The organism is Mesorhizobium sp. M0768 (assembly GCF_040320195.1).
Classification (GTDB): Bacteria; Pseudomonadota; Alphaproteobacteria; order Rhizobiales; family Rhizobiaceae; genus Mesorhizobium.
The window spans coordinates 51613-68561 of the sequence record NZ_JAMYPD010000004.1; the positions used below are offsets into that span (position 1 = coordinate 51613).

Genomic DNA, 16949 nt, shown 5'->3' on the forward strand with positions numbered 1-16949 from the left:
CGCTGTCATCTAGGCTATATAGGCGCCGATTCGTCGGCCCGAAAGTCCCCCGGCAGCACACGCGCGAAGGTCAGTACGTCGACCGCGCCGGCACCGCCCTTCTTCAATGCCCTGGCGACCGCGCGGACGGTGGCGCCGGTGGTGTAGACATCGTCGATCAACAGCACCCGGCGGCCGGCGATTTCGATCTCCGCCTCATCAGGCACTTTGAATGCGGCGCGAACATTTTCCTCGCGTTCCCGCCGCTCCAGCCCGACTTGCTGGCGCGTGAGTTTGATGCGCCTGATGGCTGATGGCGCGAAAGGCCGCTCCCCGAGCTGCGCCACCGCCCGTGCCAGTTCCGCCGACTGGTTGAACTGCCGTCGGAAGAAACGCCGCCAGTGCAGCGGCACCGGCACGACCACGTCGGCCTCGGCGATGAGTTCGGCACCGGCGCGAAGCATCCAGCGCGCCATCCACGGCGCCAGATCGGTGCGGTCCTGGTATTTCAGCCCTTGCACCATCTGGCGGGCAACGCCGGAATAGGCGACCGCCGCCCGCGCGCGCTCGAACGGCGGCGGGTCGGCTATCGCCTCCGCCGAAAGGAAACCCTCACCCATACTGTGGGTGAACGGCGTGCCCATCACCGGGCACCATGGCTGTTCCAGCAACCTGAGTTTCGGCCAGCAGGCGCCGCACAACACGCCGGGCTGCGAGACATGGCGGCGGCAGCCGGCACAGACCGGCGGGAACAAGAGGCGCGCTGGCCAGCCCAACGCCTTTCGGGCAATGCTCTTGATCGCAATACGCTTGATCTCTGGCATCGGATCGGCCACGTGGTTGGTCCTCGGCATCACTATATCAGAGAGCGAAGCACAAGGACCTGCCCATTGCAGCCCGTAATCGACACCTCGCTCTGGCTGGCGCGCAAGCGCCGGGCAATGGCCCGTCCCATCGCCGGCGCGGATTTCCTCATGCGGCGGGCGGCCGAGGATCTTGCCGACCGGCTCGGCGCCGTCGAACGCAGGTTCGGCAAGGCGGCCTCATTGTTTTGCCAGACGCCGGCAGCAGCAGAGGTGCTCGCCGAAAGCGGCAAGGTGACGGAAAACGTGCGCGTCGAGGCCGACGCCGCTTTCCTGGGTGGCCAGCCAGGACTGTTGGCGCCGTTGGAAACCGTGCCATTCGAGCCGGAAAGCCTCGACCTCGCAGTCTCGCTGCTGTCGCTGCAGGCGATGAACGACATTCCCGGCATGCTGGTGCAGATCCGCCGGGCGCTGAAGCCGGACGGGCTTTTCCTCGGCGCCTTCGCCGGCACAGGCACGCTCTCCGAGCTGCGCGAAAGCCTGCTTGCCGCCGAGACCGAGCTCTATGGCGGCGCCAGCCCGCGTGTGATCCCGTTCACCGACGTCCGCGACGCCGGCGCGCTGCTGCAGCGCGCCGGCCTGGCGTTGCCGGTTGCCGACGTCGAGACGATCACGGTGCGCTACGATTCGCTGTTTGGTCTGATCGCCGATCTGCGCGCCATGGGCGAGACCAGCGCGCTTGTCGACCGCAGCAGGCGGCCGGGCACGCGAGCGCTGTTCGCGCGCGCCGCCGAAATCTATGCGGAGCGGTTTTCGGATGCCGATGGCCGCGTCAGGGCGAGTTTCTCGGTGGTCTGGATGTCAGGCTGGGCGCCCGATGCCTCTCAGCAAAAGCCGCTGAAGCCGGGCTCCGCAAAAATATCGCTGAAGACAATCCTGGAAAACCCCGGCGGCCCCTGAGCGGATCCTTGCGCAGAAGCTAAGCGTATCCCACGCAAAAGCTAAGCGGGTCACTGTGCAAAAGCGTTGGCAAGCTTGCTGCTGTTGTCGCTGAACAACCACTGGATGGCGCCGGCAGCCTGGCCAATACCAGCGACAATGGCAAGCGACAGAACGGCGACGATCAAACCATATTCGATAGCCGTCGCACCCCTCTCGTCTTCTAAAAATCGTTGCAGCAACATTTTCATGGGCGCCTATCCCTCTTGCCCGAACCTAGCGCCGACCCGTTAAGAAAGGTTAATGCGACAGGCTTAACGCGCGGTGAACCAGCTGCATTCTAGGAAACAGCCGAATCCTAGAGATCTGTTGAGGAGTCAGCAGTCGCCGCTGCTTCTGCCATCGGCCCGTATAACGCAGACCGAACTGGGCAGCGGCTGCAGCACGCTCTTGCGTAGCGTATAGCTATCGCGCTGTGCGATCGAGCCGGTGCTCATCGTATCAAGCCCGTCGCGGGCAAACTGCGAGCGGGTCCGGCTGTCGAGGTAGGGCGTCGCGATCAAGGCCAGAGCCACCGCGGCCGAGCCGAACAAGAGGGCGATGCGCAATATTCCCATGCCGGCATTGGCGGCGCCAGGAAGGCGGTCGGGCCAAGGCGAGTCCCAGTCCTTTTCAAGGCTCATGCAAATCGCTCCCCAGCGGTGGAATCGGCGTAACCGCCTAGCGTCAATTTTTCACGGTCAGATAAATCTTTCATTAACGCTGCTGCCAGCGCGTTGCGGCGCTGCCCGATTTACGGCAGGTCGGCCGTTACAGCAGATCGATGAGGAACTGGATCAGCGGGGCATCGGCCGGCGGCATTGGAAAATCGCGCATCTGGCGCGGCCGCACCCATTTCAGCACCTGGCCTTCCTTCGGCTGGGCAATGCCGCGGAATCGACGGCAGACGAACAGCGGCATCAGCAGGTGAAAATCATCGTAGGAATGGCTGGCGAAGGTGAGTGGCGCCAGGCAAGGGATGTCGGTTTCGATGCCGATCTCCTCGTACAATTCGCGGATCAGGCATTGTTCCGGCGTCTCACCGGGCTCGACCTTGCCGCCCGGAAACTCCCACAGGCCGGCGAGTTGCTTGCCTTCGGGCCGCTGCGCCAAAAGCACGCGCCCGTCGGCATCGACCAGCGCGCAGGCCGCGACCAGGAGCAGGCGTTTGCCGATCGTATCCAAGCCGCTCATGCGCCGGGTGGCCGGCGATAGCGATAGCGATAGACTTCGTCGAATCCGAGCGAACGGTAGAGCGCCAGCGCCGGCGCGTTGTCCGCCTCGACCTGCAGCCAGGCTTCCCGCGCCCCGCGCAGCCGCGCCCATTTCAGCGCCGACCGGATGAGATGGCGGCCATGGCCCTGGTTGCGCACCGACCTGTCGGTGGCGATCTCGAACAGGCCGGCAAGGTCGCCGTCATGCACGCAGATCAACGTTGCCAGCGGTTCGCTGCCGGCCTCCAGCGCAAACAGCCCGGCCTCCGGCTGGATGGCGCCGATGATCTCCGACAGGCCCGGCCGCAGCGACACATCCGAGCCGCTCACCTTGAGCGCCGCGCCGATGAAACGGCTGATGTCCTTCAACGGAATCTGGTCCATGGCGTCGTCGAGCGCGGCGTCCGCCAGCGGCAGCCGCATGACCAGCGACTCCGCGAACGTGCTCCAGCCTTCGCTGTCGAGGTACTTCGAAAGATCAGGCCCCGACAGCGGCGAGATGCGAAAGGTCAGCGGCCTGCCATAGGCCTCGAAGCGGCGGCTGGCGCGGCCGATGCGCTCGGCAATGTGCTGGATGTCGCCCGGATCGAGCGGATTGACCGAGTTCAGCCGCTTGGCCGGGTGGCCGGCCGTCAGCCGAACCACCCAGGTGCCGTCATAATGGACGGCGGCCGCCGGCCAGGCGCGAAAGCCGGCCGCCTCATAGCGGCGCACGATCGCCAACACGCTTGCCGGATGTCTGGAAGCCAACGCCATCAGCTCCGATAATCGCCGTTTATGGCGACATATTCCTTGGTGAGATCGCAGGTCCACACCGTCGCCTTGCCGCGGCCGATGCCGATATCGGCGCGGATGCGGATGTCGTCGCGCTTCATATACGCCGAAGTCGCCTCCTCGGAATAGGCGGCGTCGCGCTCGCCCTGATAGGCCAGGCGGTTGTCGCCGAACCAGATCGACAGAAGGTCGCGGTCGGCCGGTTCGCCGGCCTTGCCGACGGCCATGACGACGCGGCCCCAATTGGCGTCCTCGCCGGCGACTGCCGTCTTGACCAGCGGCGAATTGGCGATCGACAGCGCGATGCGCTTGGCCGAGCGGGCCGATTTGGCCCCGGTGACGGTGACCTCGACCTGCTTGCGGGCGCCCTCGCCGTCGCGCACCACCTGCAGTGCCAGCGATTTCAGCACCTTGCCGAGGGCACGGCGGAAGGCGCCGAGGCGCGGATCCTTGGGGTCGGAAATTGCCGGCGCGCCGCACCTGGCGGCAGCACCCGTGGCGAACATCAGCAGCGTGTCGCTGGTCGAGGTGTCACTATCGACGGTAACCGCGTTGAAGGTCTTGGCCGTGCCGCGCGTCAGGAGGTCCTGCAGCACGGGTGCTGCGATCGGCGCATCGGTGGCGATGAAGGAAAGCATCGTCGCCATGTCGGGCGCGATCATCCCGGCCCCCTTGGCGATACCGTTGATGGTGACGTCGGCATCGCCGAGCTTGACCGTCGCGGTCGCCAGTTTGGGATAGGTGTCGGTGGTCATGATCGCCTTGGCGGCTTCGGTCCACAATTCCGGCTTGCCGTCCTTGACGAGACCGGCCAGCAGATGGCTGAACTTGCCGGCGTCGAGCGGTTCGCCGATCACGCCAGTCGAGGCCAGGAACACCTCGCCCGCTGTGCAGTCGGCCGCTTTCGCCGCCACCTCGCCCGTGAGTGCCGTCGAGGCGCGGCCTTTCTGGCCGGTAAAGGCATTGGCATTGCCGGAATTGACGACCAGCACGCGTGCTTTGCCAGCCACGAGGTTCTGCCGGCAGAAATCAACTGGCGCCGACGGGCATTTCGACCTGGTGAACACGCCGGCGACGGTGGTGCCGGCGTCGAACACCATGGCCAGCAAGTCGGTGCGGTTCTTGTATTTTATGCCGGCCTCGGCGGTGGCGATGCGCACGCCCTCGATCACCGGCATCTTGGCATATTTCTTCGGCGCGAGCGGCGAAACCTGTGTGGACATGGAAGACCCCGGGCGGGAAAAATCGCGAAAGGAACGCCGGTTTGCCCGATAGCACGCGCTGGCGCAAGGCGTTTCACAGCCGTTAAGGGTGCCGGAAGCCTGACACCGCCTCATGCAGCAAGCAGGCTGTTGCAAATTTGTTGGCGTCGCTGCGACCGATAGCGCTATGATCCTGCCCCATGGGCAGGCTTGTGGTCTTGGCACTGGCGTTTCTGGGCTTTCTGCTGCTGCGCGCCGATGCGCAGACGGCGCGGCGCGTGGCGCTTGTGGTCGGCAACGGCAGCTACGCCGAAGCCGGCACGCTGGCCAATCCCGTCAACGATGCGCTCGATATCGCCGACAAGCTGCGCGCCATCGGCTTCGAGGTGATCGAAGGCAACGATCTCGGCAAGCGCGAGCTCGAACGCAAGATCGGCGAATTCTCCGATGCGCTGCAAGGCGCCGGTGCCGGACTGTTCTACTATGCCGGCCACGGCCTGCAGGTCGACGGGCGCAACTTCATCGTGCCGGTCGACGCCCGGCTGGACATGCCGGTCAAGCTGCAGCTCGAGGCGGTGCCGATCGACGAGGTTCTCGACATCATGGAGCAGCAGACCAAAGTCAGCCTGGTCTTTCTCGATGCCTGCCGCAACAACCCGTTTGCCCGAAGCCTCAGCCGCAGCGCCACGACGCGCTCGGCGACGGCTCTCGCCGGCCTTGCCCAGTTCGAGTCGACGCGCGGCTCGTTCATCGCCTTCTCGACAGCGCCCGGCGCTGTCGCAATGGACGGGACGGGGCGCAACTCGCCGTTTGCGGCCGCACTTTTGCGGCATATGGCCGAGCCCGGACAGAGCATCAACGACATGATGATCGCGGTGCGCCGCGACGTCGTTTCTGCAACGCGCGAGGCGCAGCGTCCCTGGGAGCAGGGGTCGCTGCTCGAGCGTTTCGAATTCGTTCCGGGCGCAGACACTGCCCAGCAACCGAAACCGCCTGTCAGCCCGGCTCCCGCGTCGCAGGTGGCTGCGCTCGAACGCTCCGTCGGCGACAAGAGCGCCATCGAGCAGTTTCTGCGCCAGGACTATCTGGCGCCTGATGCCAGGAGAATGCGCGAAACCGTCAAGCGGCTCTACGGTGCGTCGGCCACCATCTACGGTACGCGCTACGACAGCGAGGCAATCGTCAAGGTCAAGACCGACTGGTTCGCGCAATGGGCATCGTGGTCGTTCGGCCTCGAGCCCGGCAGCCTTGAGGTGACGCCGCACGGCCAGGACCGTGCCGACGTGGTTTTCGCCATGCGCTACGACTATGTGCCGAAGGACAACTTGGCGCCACGGCTGACCGGCAAGGCGCGGGTGACGCTGGAACTCGTGCTGGCCGATGGCGCGTGGCGCGTTGCCTCGGAGACGTCGCAAGCGCTGGAATGAACATCAGCGGACCGCTGGGTTGATGAACCCGCGAAACGCCCGCTGCACGCCCGGAATCAGCCCCCAGATCATGATCGAGACCATCAGCGGCGCGATGACCAGCGTGCGCTGCCAGATTTGCCATTCCTGCGTCAGCGGAAAAACCACGTACAAAATGGCAGTGATCAGCGGATACACGCCGAGCAGCACCAGCAGGGCGAAGCGCAGGCGCGAAAAGCGGGTCACGGCGGTCGAGTTCATCAAACTCTCCTTATCGTTACGGAACGTTCCGTTACATATGAAACGGATCGTTCCGTTTCGTCAAGAGTTGTATATGATGGCTGGCGAAATCGCGGGTAAGGAAGAAGAGATGGGCGAAATCACCGATCCCGGGCGCAAGTCGGCTGGCGCACGGCGCAGCCCGGAAAGCGCCGATGCCATTCTCGATGCCGCCGAGGCGGTACTGGTCGAAGCCGGCTATTCCGGCTTCTCGATCGAGGCGGTGGCGCGCCGCGCACGCGCCGGAAAACCGACGATCTATCGCTGGTGGCCAAGCAAGGCCGCCTTGCTGCTCGACGTTTATCAACGGCAAAAGCGCGTCGACAATCCCGATACCGGGAACCTTGCGGAGGATCTCGTCGGCTTCCTGAAGAGCTTGTTCGCGCACTGGCGCGATACATCGTCGGGCAGCGTGTTCAGATCGCTGATTGCCGAGGCGCAGTCGGACGAAAAAGCCGCCGCCGCCCTCGCCGAATACGCAAGAGGGCGTCGTGTCCATACCGGCCAGATGGTCGAACGCGCCAAGGCAAGGGGAGAGGTGGCAGCCGATGTCGATGCCACTGTCGTCGCCGACCTGATCGCCTCGTTTGCCTGGGCGCACCTTCTGACGAACCGCCTGGACGAGGACGAGGCGATCTTGCGCAGGGCGGTCGGCTATGTCTTGAAAGGCATCGTCGCTGACGCTGCCGGCGACGCCACGCCGGTCCGGCGGCGGCGTTAACGCATCATCGCTCGCCCTACCAAATAGAAGCGACAGGGCGGCAGCGCGCCCTGTCGTAGCCCAATCTGGCCTATTTGGCGCTTTCCAGCGCGTCGACCGTCTTCTTCAGGTTCGCATCGGGGATGTCGACCTTGGCGTTGGCGCGCAGCGACTTGACCAGCGCGAAATACTTGTCGCGGATGACCGCCTGGCGCGCCTGGTCCTTGACCTGGTCGAACGCCGGCGGCTGCTTGGTACGCTTGTCCTCAACCTTGATGACATGCCAGCCGAACTGTGACTGCACCGGCTGGTCGGTATATTTGCCGACCGCCAGCGCAAACACCGCCTTGTCGAATTCCGGCACCATCTGGCCAGGTCCGAACCAGCCGAGATCGCCGCCGCTGGTCTTGCCGCTTGGATCGCTGGTGTGCTCGTTGGCAAGCTTCTGGAAGTCGGCGCCGCCGTCGAGCTGCTTGATGATGGCGTCTGCCTCTTCCTTCGTCTTCACGAGGATGTGACGGGCGTGCACCTCGTTGGTGGGCGGCGTGTTGGCGATTTCCTGGTCGTAGCGGGCGCGGACCTCGGCATCGGTAACCTTGTCGACGACGCCCTTCTCGACCATTTCGCCATGCAGCGCGCGCTGCTGCAGGAAGGCCATGCGGCGCTGGAAGTCGGGATCCTTGTCGAGGCCGGTGGTCACCGCCTGGGCCGCCATCACGCGGATTTCGATCGCCGCCGACAGCGCCGCGGCGCGGCGCTGCTCGGGCGGAAGCTGCGCGAACTGTTGTGACAGCTCGCCCTCGGCAAGCCCAAGGTCTGCCTCGGTCAGCGTCTGGCCGTTGATGGTGGCGACCACGGCGTTCGGATCGACCGGCTTGGCCGCCGGAGCGGGTGCTGCCGGCTGGGCAGGGGCGGCCTCCTGTGCCATCAGCGGCGACAGCGAGAGGGCCGATAGCCCGAATGCCAGACCAAGGCTGGCGAGCGACGCGCGGCGGAACAATACTGACATTACGATTATCTCCAAAGCGGGGTAGCTAGAGCGGAATGGCTTCCAGACCAGCAAGATTGTGGCGGAATTTGGCGCGGTCGACAGGGCGAGCGCGGCGTTGACATCGAATGAGCCCCCTCTTATCTGTCCAACGACTTTGCGTCCAGAACCGTTTTCCGGGCGCTTTTTGCGTTTGTCCGCGTTCACGTGGAGTTGATGGGGCCAGCCGGCGCCTGTCGCAGTGACTTGGAATGCTATCGAAAGGGCCATTGGATGGTCAGTCTCGGCGGTCTCGCCCGTAAGGTTTTCGGCTCCTCCAACGATCGTCGGGTCAAATCGACCCGGCCGCGCGTCGAGGCGATCAATGCCATGGAAAACGAGATGCAGGCGCTTTCCGACGCCGAGCTTCAGGCCCGCACGGACAAATTCCGCCAGGACATCGCCAACGGCGCCAGTCTCGACGACCTCCTGGTGCCGGCCTTCGCCACCGTGCGTGAGGCCGCCCGCCGCGTGCTCGGCATGCGGCCGTTCGACGTGCAGCTGATCGGCGGCATGGTGCTGCACAATGGCGGCATCGCCGAGATGCGCACCGGCGAAGGCAAGACGCTGGTGGCGACGTTGCCGGTCTACCTCAATGCGCTCGCCGGCAATGGCGTCCATGTCGTCACCGTCAACGACTACCTAGCCACGCGCGACTCCGAATGGATGGGCCGCGTCTACAAATTCCTCGGCCTCAAGGTCGGCGTCATCGTCCACGGCCTGTCCGACGAGGAGCGCCGCGTCGCCTACGCCGCCGACGTCACCTACGCCACCAACAACGAGCTCGGCTTCGACTATCTGCGCGACAACATGAAATACGAGCGCGCCCAGATGGTGCAGCGCGGTCACAGCTACGCCATCGTCGACGAGGTCGATTCCATCCTGGTCGACGAAGCGCGCACGCCGCTGATCATTTCCGGTCCGCTCGAGGACCGTTCGGAAATGTACAACACCATCGACACCTTCATCATCCAGCTGCAGCCGCAGGACTACGAGATCGACGAGAAGCAGAAGACCTCGATCTTCACCGAGGAAGGCACCGAGAAGCTGGAGAACATGCTGCGCGATGCCGGCCTGCTCAAGGGCGAGGCGCTCTATGACGTCGAGAACGTCGCCATCGTCCACCACGTCAACAACGCGCTGAAGGCGCACCGGCTGTTCCAGCGGGACAAGGACTATATCGTGCGCAACGGCGAGATCGTCATCATCGACGAGTTCACCGGCCGCATGATGCCCGGCCGCCGTTATTCGGAGGGCCTCCACCAGGCGCTCGAAGCCAAGGAGCATGTGGCGATCCAGCCGGAAAACCAGACGCTCGCCTCGGTCACCTTCCAGAACTATTTCCGCCTCTACAAGAAGCTCGCCGGCATGACCGGCACGGCGCTGACCGAGGCCGAGGAATTCGCCAACATCTACAATCTCGACGTCACCGAGATCCCGACCAACCTGCCGGTCATCCGCATTGACGAAGACGACGAGGTCTACCGGACGGTCGAGGAGAAATACAAGGCGATCGTCAAGGAGATCAAGGAAGCCCGCGCCAAGGGCCAGCCGACGCTGGTCGGCACGACTTCCATCGAGAAGTCCGAGCAGCTGGCCGAACGCCTGCGCAAGGAAGGTTTCAAGGATTTCGAGGTGCTGAACGCCCGCCACCACGAGCGCGAGGCGGCGATCGTCGCCCAGGCCGGCAAGCCCGGCGCCATCACCATCGCCACCAACATGGCCGGCCGCGGCACCGACATCCAGCTCGGCGGCAATGCCGACATGCGCATCGCCGAGGAGCTTGGCGACATGCCGGCCGGCCCCGAGCGCGAAGCCAGGGAAAAGGAAATCCGCGACGACATCGCCCGGCTGAAGGAAAAGGCGCTCGCCGCCGGCGGCCTCTACGTGCTGGCCACCGAACGCCATGAATCGCGCCGCATCGACAACCAGTTGCGCGGCCGCTCGGGCCGCCAGGGCGATCCCGGCCGGTCGAAATTCTTCCTGTCGCTGCAGGACGATTTGATGCGCATCTTCGGTTCCGAGCGCATGGACGGCATGCTGCAGAAGCTCGGCCTCAAGGAAGACGAGGCGATCATCCATCCGTGGATCAACAAGGCGCTGGAAAAGGCGCAGAAGAAGGTCGAGGCGCGCAACTTCGACATCCGCAAGAACCTCTTGAAATACGATGACGTCTCGAACGACCAGCGCAAGGTGGTGTTCGAGCAGCGCATCGAGCTGATGGACGGCGAGGGCCTGTCCGAGACCATCACAGAGATGCGCGAAGGCGTCATCGAGGAGATCGTCGCCAAGAACATTCCCGAAAACGCCTATGCCGAGCAGTGGAACGTCGCCGGCCTCAAGGCCGAGATCGCCGAATTCCTCAATCTCGATCTGCCGGTCGAGGACTGGGTCAAGGAAGAAGGCATCGCCGAGGACGACATCCGCGAGCGCGTCAGCCAGGCAGCCGAGGCCGCCGCCAAGGAACGCGCCGAGCGCTTCGGTCCCGACGTGATGACCTATGTCGAACGCTCCGTGGTGCTGCAGACGCTCGATCATCTGTGGCGCGAGCACATCGTCAATCTCGACCATCTGCGCTCGGTCGTCGGCTTCCGCGGCTATGCGCAGCGCGATCCGCTGCAGGAGTACAAGGGCGAAGCGTTCGAGCTGTTCCAGGCGATGCTGGGCAATCTGCGCCAGGCCGTCACCGCGCAATTGATGCGCGTCGAGCTGGTCCGCCAGGCGGCGGAAGCGCCGCCGCCCGAGGCCCCCGACATGTTCGGCAGCCACATCGACGGCTTCACCGGCGAGGACGATTTCGAAGGTGGCGAGACGGCCGTGCTGGTCCGCCAGGAGACCAACGCCGTCGTCGCCCCCGAAGACCGCGACCCGAAGAACCCGGCCACCTGGGGCAAGGTCGGCCGCAACGAGGCTTGCCCGTGCGGGTCAGGGAAAAAATACAAGCATTGTCATGGGGCGTTTGCGTAAGGCACTGCTTTCCTTCGCCCCGTTCACGGGGAGTAGGTGCCCGAAGGGCAGAGCCAGCGTTTGCGATTAGCCAATCTCCCCACCTGAGGGGGAGATGGCCGGCAGGCCAGAGGGGGGCGCGAAGGATCGCGACCCGAAGAAGACAGGCTCAAATCAACCCCGAATCGCGCGCCGCGGCCGTCGCCTCACCCCGCGAAACCGCGTCCAGCTTGCCCAGAACCGCCGAGACGTGGTGATCGACCGTCTTCGGCGAGATGGTCAGGTGCTCGGCGATCCGCTTGTTGGAAAAGCCGCGCTCGATCAGTTGCAGCACCTCCATCTGGCGCTGGGTCAGGCCGGCGCGATTGGCGCGCGTGGTTTGGCGCGGCCCCCTTGCGATGCCGTTGACGCCGTTGCGGCGCATGATATCGCGCAGGTGAACGGCGACCGGCCTGGCGCCGAGGCTTTCGAAAATCTCCAGCGCCAGGCGCTGCGCGGTCTCGTCGCCCTCTGCCAACGCCAGCCCGCGTTCGTAGGGCGCGTTCATCTCGGCCCATAGTTCTGCCGCCGCCCGCCAGTCGCCGGCGAGCAACAGCCGGTAGGGCGCAGCCATGCCGACGGTATCGCCTGGATCCATGTCCGGCGCCAGCTTCTGCCGCCACGTCGCCAGCTCGCCGAAAACCGCCCGCGTCGTCGACAAGCTCTCAGCCAGTGCGATCAGGCCGAGCGCCTCATCCTTGTCAGCCTGGCCGAGCCACGCCCGTTCGGCCATCAGCGCCGCATAGGGCGCCAGCCGCTGCAATTCCAATCCCTTGTCCAGGAACTGCGTCATTTCGGCAAAAAGCGGCTCGGCGGACGGGTCGCCGCGCCGTATCCGCAGCTTTGCCAGGGCCACCACGGCGGGATAGCGGACCAGCATCGTCGCCTGGTCGTTGGCGATCACCTCGAGCGCCTCGCCGGCAGCCTCTTCCCATTGCCCCTGGCGCAGCAGCAACTGGGCCAGCACGCCGCGCATATAGTCGCGCCAGGTGACGAGGTCGTTTTCGACGCAATAGTTGATGCCGCGATCGAGGAACGACCGCGCCTCAGCGAAGCCGAGCTGGTTCATCTCGCTGCAGGCGCTGTTGGTGAAGGCGCGCGCCGCATGTTCCTGAAAATTCTGCTCCAGCGCGATCTCCAGGCTGCGAGCAAGGTGCAGCCGTCCGTTTCCCAGATCCAGCCACTGCTCGGCGCTGCCGACATTGTTGAGCGCGTGGCAGACGATGTCGGGCCGGTTCAGTTGTTCGGCGAGCGCAATCGCCTTGTTGCCGAGCCGCAGCGTGTCGTCGAGCCTTTCGGCCAGCATCGCCAGTTGCGAGAGGTTGGAATAGGCCATGGCGAGCTCCGGCCCGGCCGGCGCGGTCTCCAGCAGCTGAACCGCCTGCTCGCCAAGGGCATCGGCAGCCATGCGGTCGCCAAGCAGGTAAGCAAAGCGCGACAGCCATCTGAGGCAATCCCCTTCCTTCGCCGTATTCCCCTGGGCCTGATGCAGCCGGCGCGCCTGGTCCTGCGCGGCGATGGCCTCGTCGATCTTGCCGATGAGGTGGCACTCGAAGGCATATTTCTCATGGAGCGCCGTGCGCTCCTCCACCGGCAGGCCGTCGGCCTGCCGCAACACGGCTTCATAGAAGCCGGCCGCATCGCGATGGGCGCCGACGCGGGAGGCCTCGCGCGCCGCAACCGGGGCCAGCTCGCGCACTGCCTGCAGATTGTGCGCCTCCACCGCGTGATGCACCAGGCGGCCGGTGGAGACCTCATTGTTTTCGAGCAGGGCGGCCAGGGCGCGCTGGTTGAACTGCCGCCGGTGGCTCGTCGTCAGCATCGCCTCGATGGCGCGGCGGGCGATCTCGTGCCGGAACGCATAGCCATCGCCCTGATCCTCCAGCAAGCCGTTGGCGACGCATTCGGCAAGCTGGCCGGCGCTGGCGACGCCGCACAGGCCCTGCAACGCCCAGGCATCGGCCCGGCGTGGAAACACCGACACCGCGTCGAGCATCGCGCGGGCGCCGGCCGACAGGCGCTCGGCCCGCGCCAGAACCGCGTCGCGCACGCTTGCCGGCAGCGCCGTTTTTTCCTCGCATCCGCTGCACAACAGTTCGGTGACGAAAAAGGCGTTGCCCGCCGTCGCCCGGTAGATGGCATCGCCATCGCGCCCCGCCGCCTCGGCCAGCGACAGCACCGCCGACTCGCTGAGCAGCGGCACGTCGATGCGCGCGACGCTGCCTGCCGGTATCTCGCCGAGCGCGCGGCGCACCCGCATCTGTCCCTCGCTGCGATCGGTGCGCGCCGTCAGCAGCAGCAAGAGATGCCTGTTGGCGATGCGCCGGCCGAGAAAGCGGACGAAATCGAGCGTCGCATCATCGGCCCAGTGCAAGTCCTCGATCACCAGCAGGGTCGGCTGCGCCTTTGTCTCGAAGATGTCGAGTGCATCCGAAAACAGCGGCAGCCTCTGTCCTTGCCGATGATCGATCGCCTGCGGCAGCGCCCATTGCGCGTCCCGCGCCAGATCGTAAAGCGGCCCGAGCGGATCGGGTATCGACAGATCCTCGCAGGCGCTGCGGAATATGCGCGTGGCTTGCGCAGTCCGGTCGATGAAGGCCTCGACAAGCGCGGTCTTGCCGGCCCCGGCCTCGCCAGCAAGCACCGCGACGCAGCCACGGCCGCGCCCGGCATCGGCCAGCAGCCCGTCGAGTCGCTCCAGCTGTTTCTGCCGTTCCAGAAGCATCATTCGCTCACGCAGATCGAGTTCGCCGAAAAGGCGGACCCGCGATGGACCCGCCAACATATCCCCCGCTCATAACGCTGCCAACATAGGGAATCGTCCCGCCAAAAATGGGGAAAGGCTCCGATGTGCGCTCTTGCCGGGCGTGATCAATGTCGAGCCGCGCTCAAACCGGGCGTGACCCACTGGAGAAAGGAAGGCTTCCATGCCTCGCTATCTGATTGAACGCACATTCCCGGACGGCCTCAACGTGCCGATGAACGAAGCCGGCGCCGACGCGCTGGGCGGTGTCATCATGCGCAATGCCGAAAAGGGCGTTACCTGGCTGCAGTCCTACGTGTCGCCGGACAAGAAGCGCAGCTTCTGCATCTACGACGCGCCCTCGCCCGAGGCGATCCGCAGCACCGCCCAGAAGAATTCGCTGCCTGTCGACAAGATCACGGAGGTGCGGGTTCTTGACCCCTACTTTTACCGTTGATGGCAGGCAAACCCCAAGTGGCGGACAAAAGGGTGAGTATCAAACTGCCATTCGCGGCAATTGCGACATGCCTGATAGCATGCCGGTCGGCGAACCGGCGCCTGTCGTGGGAAACCCCGGCGGTTCCCTGCTTGGCCGTCTATGGCGGATCGCCGCGGCGCTGCCTTCGCGTCTGCTGGGCAGGCGGCGCCGGCTGCCCCCGCAAGACGATTATCTGAGGCAGGACATGGGACTGCCGGACCGTGAGCAGCGGCGCGAATACTGGGAATATTATTGGTGGGACCATTAGGCCGCCGCGCCGTTTGGACGGGCTGAAACAAGCCGTGCAACCGGCCGCATCATTGCGGCCGACATGAAAACAGGACGAGCGACCTGTTTCGCAAAATTCCAACGGACGCCGCAGCGTTGAGCAGACCCGATCGGTGCGCGTCCTCAAACAACCGGAGAGAACATGAACATCAATCTTTGCACCGGGCGCCTTGCCGCCCTGGCCATCCTGTCGATCGCCGCCACCGCGGCCCAGGCAAAGGACGGCAATCCGCTGGCCGACATGGTACGCGCGGCCAACAGCCGCTTCGAGAATGTGGCGGCGGCAACCGCCGAGGGCTATGCGCCCATTCCCTGCGCCAGCGGCATCACCGGCGGCGCCATGGGCATCCACTACGTCAATCCCGGCTACCTCAAGGATGACGCGGTCGATGTCGCCAAGCCCGAAGCCGTGATGTACGAGCCGATGGCCGACGGCAAATTGCAGCTGGTGGCGGTCGAATACATCACCTCGAAAGGCCCGGCCTCGCTCGACGGACGTCTGTTCAACTTCAACAGCGCGCCCAACCGCTATGGCCTCGGCCCGTTCTACGAGCTGCATGTCTGGGCCTGGAAGGGCAACCCGACCGGCGCGTTCGCGGACATGAACCCGAATGTTTCATGTGATGCGATGAAGGGGATGTAAACGGGGCTCTTCCTTCTCCCCGTTCTACGGGGAGAAGGTGCCCGACGGGCGGATGAGGGGCAGCGGGGACGTCCGCGGTTGGCCAATCTCCCTACCCACCCGAGCGGAGTGAGAAGCGGTCCGCGCAGCGGACAAAAAGCCAATTGCTTGGCTTGTAGGGCTTCGAAGGCCAGGCCAGAGAGGGGGCGCTGTCCCGCAGGCTTGACCCGCCAAAATCCCGCGAAGGCGGCTTCGTCCACAGTCATTTCCTCAACCATCTTCACCTGCACGCCGATCTTCTGGTCCTTCAGCAGGTCGCATAGTCCGTCGCCATCGATCAGGTCGATGGCCGGGAGTTTCGTCGCGCACAGCCTCGCGCCGGGCGCTCACATCATATGATGCGCAGCGGCGCGAGAATATCGTCGCGGTCTGGTCGAACGACCGGTCCTGCCAAACCCCAAATCAATCCCTCTAGTTCGTCTGGCGGCAGATGCAGCAATGCTGCGATCTCATGTTTCGTCATGCGCTCGCTCCAAAGATGAGCGAGAATCTTTCGCCAAACCGCCGACGTTTCGCGCTCGATGCCGTTCGGCTCACCGGTTCGATAGCCACGGCGGCCTAGTTCAATGCAGGCTGATTTGTATTGCCACTCCGTGAGCAGGCTCAATGAATGAAGCCTATACGCCATCGCCATCGCAGATACGCGCCAGCGGGCTTTCGCACGGAGGATAATATCTACGGTAATGAATCGGGGCACACGTGAACGCACGTCGTGTTCCGGCATCAAGAATGCCGAAGCGAATTGGTTTGCCTCGCGTTCGGCAAGACGTGACCGTTGCGCACCAGCGTGCCTGTGCATCACCAGATGACATAGCTCATGGGCAGAATCGAAAATGCTATGCTCTGGCGTCTTGTAATTGTTCAAAAAGATATAAGGCCTCTCGTCGCGCCAGAACGAAAAGGCATCGACAGAGCTAGTTGCTTCCGACAGAGAGAAAACCCTCACGCCGTGGACCTCTAGCAGGCCAAGCATATTGCCGATTGGTTTCTCGCCGAGATTCCAATACCCGCGCAGAGCGCGGGCGGCCACTTCCGGGTCTGTTTCATAGCTTAAGTCGAGAAGGTTGGTGTCGGGCAGGCTGAATTGCTCTTCAAGCCAATCACTAAGTTCCAAACCCAGGCGTCCTGCGTTGATCGCCGCATCCCGTTCCTTCGCGCTCATTTTTGAAAGACTGCGAAAGCTAACGGCTGTCGTATCAAGCTCGTCAGGGTCATCCAGGTGGAAAAAGGTTGCCGGGTAGTCCAGCGCGGTGGCAAGCTTGCCGATGCTCATCTCGTCGGGTTCGTTTTCTCCGTTTTCGATGCGCGAAACGGTAATCGGGGACAACCCCGCAGCTTCAGCGAGTCCTTTACCTGTCATCCGCCGTCGTTTCCGAGCGAGGACGAGCCTTTTCGGATTGAATGCCATGAC

Annotated in this window: 17 protein-coding genes; 7 read left to right on the top strand and 10 right to left on the bottom strand. The window is 64.4% G+C overall.

Annotation, left to right across the window (positions count from 1 at the left end):
• Positions 1-14: 14 nt before the first annotated feature.
• Positions 15-815: a ComF family protein gene (locus NKI08_RS06785; RefSeq protein WP_352708226.1), complete on the bottom strand. Its 801-nt coding sequence runs from the start codon at positions 813-815 to the stop codon at positions 15-17.
• A 54-nt stretch (positions 816-869) separates the two neighbouring features.
• Between NKI08_RS06785 and NKI08_RS06790 the strand changes: the two genes are divergently transcribed.
• The gene (locus NKI08_RS06790; RefSeq protein WP_352708224.1) at positions 870-1742 is read left to right on the top strand and encodes a methyltransferase domain-containing protein; all 873 of its coding nucleotides are present in this window, start codon (positions 870-872) and stop codon (positions 1740-1742) included.
• Between the two features lie 50 nt (positions 1743-1792).
• On the opposite strand, the gene NKI08_RS06795 is transcribed toward NKI08_RS06790, so the two are convergent.
• The 5 genes from NKI08_RS06795 to argJ all read right to left on the bottom strand — a co-directional run bounded on the left by NKI08_RS06795 (position 1793) and on the right by argJ (position 4971).
• On the bottom strand, positions 1793-1972 hold the full coding sequence (locus tag NKI08_RS06795) for a Flp family type IVb pilin (protein WP_023677981.1): 180 nt from the start codon (positions 1970-1972) through the stop codon (positions 1793-1795).
• Positions 1973-2098: 126 nt separating this feature from the next.
• Complete coding sequence (locus tag NKI08_RS06800) at positions 2099-2404, bottom strand: hypothetical protein (RefSeq protein WP_352708223.1); 306 nt, start codon at positions 2402-2404, stop codon at positions 2099-2101.
• A gap of 127 nt (positions 2405-2531) precedes the next feature.
• Entirely contained in the window at positions 2532-2954 is a 423-nt protein-coding gene (locus tag NKI08_RS06805) for a (deoxy)nucleoside triphosphate pyrophosphohydrolase (RefSeq protein ID WP_023677979.1), read from the bottom strand.
• The gene (locus NKI08_RS06810) at positions 2951-3730 is read right to left on the bottom strand and encodes a GNAT family N-acetyltransferase (protein WP_352677708.1); all 780 of its coding nucleotides are present in this window, start codon (positions 3728-3730) and stop codon (positions 2951-2953) included. Before NKI08_RS06810 ends, NKI08_RS06805 begins: the two co-directional genes overlap by 4 nt.
• Entirely contained in the window at positions 3730-4971 is a 1242-nt protein-coding gene (argJ, locus tag NKI08_RS06815; RefSeq protein ID WP_352767975.1) for a bifunctional glutamate N-acetyltransferase/amino-acid acetyltransferase ArgJ, read from the bottom strand. The genes NKI08_RS06810 and argJ overlap by 1 nt, the downstream gene beginning before the upstream one ends.
• Positions 4972-5150: 179 nt before the next feature.
• Here argJ and NKI08_RS06820 point away from each other — a divergent pair, with 179 nt between their 5' ends.
• Positions 5151-6377 carry a caspase family protein gene (locus NKI08_RS06820; protein WP_352767978.1) on the top strand — a complete coding sequence of 409 codons (1227 nt, stop codon included), beginning with the start codon at positions 5151-5153 and terminating at the stop codon, positions 6375-6377.
• Positions 6378-6380: 3 nt separating this feature from the next.
• On the opposite strand, the gene NKI08_RS06825 is transcribed toward NKI08_RS06820, so the two are convergent.
• Positions 6381-6617, bottom strand: coding sequence for a putative antibiotic biosynthesis monooxygenase (locus NKI08_RS06825; protein WP_352471336.1), 237 nt, complete (start codon positions 6615-6617; stop codon positions 6381-6383).
• Between the two features lie 109 nt (positions 6618-6726).
• On the opposite strand from NKI08_RS06825, the gene NKI08_RS06830 reads away from it, so the two are divergent.
• The gene (locus NKI08_RS06830) at positions 6727-7356 is read left to right on the top strand and encodes a TetR/AcrR family transcriptional regulator (protein ID WP_352768448.1); all 630 of its coding nucleotides are present in this window, start codon (positions 6727-6729) and stop codon (positions 7354-7356) included.
• A 70-nt stretch (positions 7357-7426) separates the two neighbouring features.
• On the opposite strand, the gene NKI08_RS06835 is transcribed toward NKI08_RS06830, so the two are convergent.
• Complete coding sequence (locus tag NKI08_RS06835; protein WP_352456658.1) at positions 7427-8344, bottom strand: peptidylprolyl isomerase; 918 nt, start codon at positions 8342-8344, stop codon at positions 7427-7429.
• A gap of 252 nt (positions 8345-8596) precedes the next feature.
• On the opposite strand from NKI08_RS06835, the gene secA reads away from it, so the two are divergent.
• Positions 8597-11329, top strand: a complete 2733-nt coding sequence (gene secA, locus NKI08_RS06840) for a preprotein translocase subunit SecA (protein WP_352767982.1) — start codon at positions 8597-8599, stop codon at positions 11327-11329.
• A gap of 148 nt (positions 11330-11477) precedes the next feature.
• On the opposite strand, the gene NKI08_RS06845 is transcribed toward secA, so the two are convergent.
• Positions 11478-14132 (bottom strand): helix-turn-helix transcriptional regulator, encoded by a 2655-nt coding sequence (locus NKI08_RS06845; protein ID WP_352767985.1) that lies wholly within the window; start codon positions 14130-14132, stop codon positions 11478-11480.
• A 142-nt stretch (positions 14133-14274) separates the two neighbouring features.
• On the opposite strand from NKI08_RS06845, the gene NKI08_RS06850 reads away from it, so the two are divergent.
• The 3 genes from NKI08_RS06850 (at position 14275) to NKI08_RS06860 (ending at position 15499) form a co-directional block, all read left to right on the top strand.
• Positions 14275-14547, top strand: a complete 273-nt coding sequence (locus NKI08_RS06850; protein ID WP_352767987.1) for a DUF4242 domain-containing protein — start codon at positions 14275-14277, stop codon at positions 14545-14547.
• A gap of 67 nt (positions 14548-14614) precedes the next feature.
• Complete coding sequence (locus tag NKI08_RS06855; protein ID WP_352743846.1) at positions 14615-14836, top strand: hypothetical protein; 222 nt, start codon at positions 14615-14617, stop codon at positions 14834-14836.
• Positions 14837-14998: 162 nt separating this feature from the next.
• Entirely contained in the window at positions 14999-15499 is a 501-nt protein-coding gene (locus NKI08_RS06860; RefSeq protein WP_352767990.1) for a hypothetical protein, read from the top strand.
• Between the two features lie 370 nt (positions 15500-15869).
• On the opposite strand, the gene NKI08_RS06865 is transcribed toward NKI08_RS06860, so the two are convergent.
• Positions 15870-16946, bottom strand: a complete 1077-nt coding sequence (locus tag NKI08_RS06865; protein WP_352743845.1) for a helix-turn-helix domain-containing protein — start codon at positions 16944-16946, stop codon at positions 15870-15872.
• Between the last annotated feature and the right edge of the window lie 3 nt (positions 16947-16949).

Excerpts from the sequence above, each read along its gene's own strand:
- secA (WP_352767982.1), top strand. The coding sequence starts at position 8,597 with ATGGTCAGTCTCGGCGGTCTCGCCCGTAAGGTTTTCGGCTCCTCCAAC.
- NKI08_RS06835 (WP_352456658.1), bottom strand. The coding sequence starts at position 8,344 with ATGTCAGTATTGTTCCGCCGCGCGTCGCTCGCCAGCCTTGGTCTGGCA.
- NKI08_RS06825 (WP_352471336.1), bottom strand. The coding sequence starts at position 6,617 with ATGAACTCGACCGCCGTGACCCGCTTTTCGCGCCTGCGCTTCGCCCTG.
- NKI08_RS06845 (WP_352767985.1), bottom strand. The coding sequence starts at position 14,132 with ATGTTGGCGGGTCCATCGCGGGTCCGCCTTTTCGGCGAACTCGATCTG.
- NKI08_RS06795 (WP_023677981.1), bottom strand. The coding sequence starts at position 1,972 with ATGAAAATGTTGCTGCAACGATTTTTAGAAGACGAGAGGGGTGCGACG.
- NKI08_RS06865 (WP_352743845.1), bottom strand. The coding sequence starts at position 16,946 with ATGGCATTCAATCCGAAAAGGCTCGTCCTCGCTCGGAAACGACGGCGG.
- NKI08_RS06860 (WP_352767990.1), top strand. The coding sequence starts at position 14,999 with ATGAACATCAATCTTTGCACCGGGCGCCTTGCCGCCCTGGCCATCCTG.
- NKI08_RS06830 (WP_352768448.1), top strand. The coding sequence starts at position 6,727 with ATGGGCGAAATCACCGATCCCGGGCGCAAGTCGGCTGGCGCACGGCGC.
- NKI08_RS06805 (WP_023677979.1), bottom strand. The coding sequence starts at position 2,954 with ATGAGCGGCTTGGATACGATCGGCAAACGCCTGCTCCTGGTCGCGGCC.
- NKI08_RS06800 (WP_352708223.1), bottom strand. The coding sequence starts at position 2,404 with ATGAGCCTTGAAAAGGACTGGGACTCGCCTTGGCCCGACCGCCTTCCT.
- NKI08_RS06820 (WP_352767978.1), top strand. The coding sequence starts at position 5,151 with ATGGGCAGGCTTGTGGTCTTGGCACTGGCGTTTCTGGGCTTTCTGCTG.
- NKI08_RS06850 (WP_352767987.1), top strand. The coding sequence starts at position 14,275 with ATGCCTCGCTATCTGATTGAACGCACATTCCCGGACGGCCTCAACGTG.
- argJ (WP_352767975.1), bottom strand. The coding sequence starts at position 4,971 with ATGTCCACACAGGTTTCGCCGCTCGCGCCGAAGAAATATGCCAAGATG.
- NKI08_RS06810 (WP_352677708.1), bottom strand. The coding sequence starts at position 3,730 with ATGGCGTTGGCTTCCAGACATCCGGCAAGCGTGTTGGCGATCGTGCGC.
- NKI08_RS06855 (WP_352743846.1), top strand. The coding sequence starts at position 14,615 with ATGCCTGATAGCATGCCGGTCGGCGAACCGGCGCCTGTCGTGGGAAAC.